The following is a 1,634-nucleotide window of genomic DNA, read 5'->3' as shown; positions in this document are numbered from 1 at the left end:
GGGAGTTGATGTGGCAATGGGAATCGATATACATGGCCGCTATTGTAAAGCCATGCCGACAGGCTGTCGCCCCTGCTTGTCTGGCGCTTACCTTTGTTTGGTGACAGAGGGCGATCGCGCGCCTTCAGCGCGCCACCGGCCGCTTGGCCAGCTTGCGTTGCAGGGTGCGACGGTGCATGTTCAGGGCCCGCGCGGTCGAGGAAATATTGCCTTCGTGCTCGGCCAGCACACGCTGGATGTGCTCCCACTCCAGCCGTTCCAGCGACAGCGGCGAGGCCTCTTCCACCGGCAACACCGGCTCGGCCGCCGCCGCTCCCTCGGCCGCATGGGACAGCGCCGAGAGGATGGAATCGACATTGGCCGGCTTGGCCAGGTAATTATCGGCGCCGGACTTGATCGCCTGCACCGTGGTGGCGATGCTGGCATAGCCGGTCAATACCAGCAGCCGCGCCTGGGGCAAGGCCTGGCGCAGCGGCGAGACCCATTGCAGGCCGGAATCCTTTTCCAGTTGCAGGTCGATGGTGGCAAAGTCGAAGCGTTCGCGCCGCGCCGCCTCCAGCGCCTCTTCGCCACTATGCGCCACGGTGGCGCGAAACCCCCGGCGCGCCAGCGACCTGGCCAGGGTGCTGGCAAAGACATCATTGTCATCGAGGATCAGGAAGGCTGCACTCATCAGGAAATCTGCAAAAAGAAATAAACGATATAAATCAAATAAACAATTCAGTTCAGGCCATGATGGCCGGCCACGGCACCGGCATCAGCGTAGCGGAAAGCGCAACTGCGCCACCGTCCCCTGCCCCACCGTAGAGCGCAGGCGCAGCTTGCCGCCCAGGTGAGTGGCCGCAGCAAAGGCCAGCATGAGGCCGATACCGGAACCGCCCGAACCGCTGGTGACCGGCCCATGCCCCAGGCGCTGCAACAGTTCCGGGGCGATACCGCTGCCGTTGTCGGCGACCTCAATGATAGCCGTCTTTTTGCCCGGCTTGAGCGCCAGAGCCTTGCCACCCTGCGCCACATCAAGCGCCTCGGCCGGCAGCAGGCGGATGCGGATCTCGCCCTGGTGACCGAGACTGCGCACCGCGTGGGCGGCATTGTCCAGCAAGGTCAAGAGGATCTGCGACAAGTCCTGCAACTGGCTGGCCACCCAGCCCGGCTGATGCACCTCGGCCACCAGCAGCACGGCCGGATGGCGCAAGCGCCAGCCTTCCAGCAGACTGGTCAACCAGGGCGTGATGGCGGCGCTGTCCTCGTTGCGCAACTGGGCGTCGGCATCCAGCCGCATGTTTTCCAGCGCCGCCTTGCATACCGCGATCTGTTCTTCGACGATGCGCACGTCTTCTTCATAGGGGCGCAAGGCCGGGTTGGCGGCCATCTCGCGGCGCAACTCCCCGGCGATGACGGCCACCGTCGACAGCGGCGTATTGAGCGCATGGGCCGCCCCGGCGGCCTGGGTGCCCAGCGCGACGATGCGATGGCTCTGCAATTGCCGCTCACGCGCCTGCGCCAGTTGCCCATCGCGCGAGCGCACGGCGGCGGCGATGCGGCTGACGAACCAGGTAATGAGCAAGGCCGAAATCGAGAAATTGATCCACATCCCCGCCAGGTGATAGGCCATGGCCGGCCATGATCGGGAT

2 protein-coding genes are annotated in these 1,634 nt (G+C 64.9%); both read right to left on the bottom strand.

Features of this window, described 5'->3' with window-relative positions; translation table 11 throughout:
• Positions 1–124 precede the first annotated feature (124 nt).
• Entirely contained in the window at positions 125–673 is a 549-nt protein-coding gene (locus I5W_RS00105) for a response regulator transcription factor (protein ID WP_017450379.1), read from the bottom strand.
• Positions 674–757: 84 nt separating this feature from the next.
• Positions 758–1,634: ATP-binding protein (locus tag I5W_RS00100; protein ID WP_044527724.1), on the bottom strand; the 877-nt coding region annotated here is incomplete at its 5' end.

It is taken from the genome of Herbaspirillum sp. B65 (assembly GCF_000333555.1).
Lineage (GTDB): Bacteria > Pseudomonadota > Gammaproteobacteria > Burkholderiales > Burkholderiaceae_D > Herbaspirillum > Herbaspirillum rubrisubalbicans.
This window is presented reverse-complemented; position numbering and strand designations above follow the sequence as displayed.